At 45.0% G+C, this 438-nt stretch carries 1 protein-coding gene; it reads left to right on the top strand.

The genetic code is table 11. The annotated features are described in order from the left end of the window. Positions 1 to 48 precede the first annotated feature (48 nt). The coding region (locus tag HC175_RS18870; RefSeq protein WP_168139726.1) for a hypothetical protein at positions 49 to 438 on the top strand (390 nt) is incomplete at its 3' end.

The following is a 438-nucleotide window of genomic DNA, read 5'->3' as shown; positions in this document are numbered from 1 at the left end:
ACAGCTACAGGAAACAGCCCTTGTGCAAATGCGGTGTCAACTAAAACTTTGACGATAAATCAGGTTCCAACAGCAGTTGCAGGAACCGATGTAATAGCTTGTTCAAATGCTGCAATTAATATTACAGAAGGATCATCAGCTACTAACAGCACAGGAATTACCTGGACCTCCAATGGAACAGGAACCATCGCTAATCCCACTTCTCTTACTGAAGCGACTTACACTCCGGGCACTGGGGAAACCGGGCCTGTCACTCTAACATTAACAGCTACAGGAAACAGCCCTTGTGCAAATGCGGTGTCAACTAAAACTTTGACGAAATCAGAGGAAGTGGTTATTACTAAAGACTTAGATGAAACCTCAATAGAAGTGTGCGCCGGATTCCCGGTTAGTTTCTCCATCGAAGCTACGGGCACAGGTCTTTCTTATGAATGGACT

Source organism: Salinimicrobium oceani (assembly GCF_012037645.1).
The sequence above is the reverse complement of the archived record's forward strand: the minus strand, read 5'-3'. Positions and strand labels throughout refer to the sequence as shown.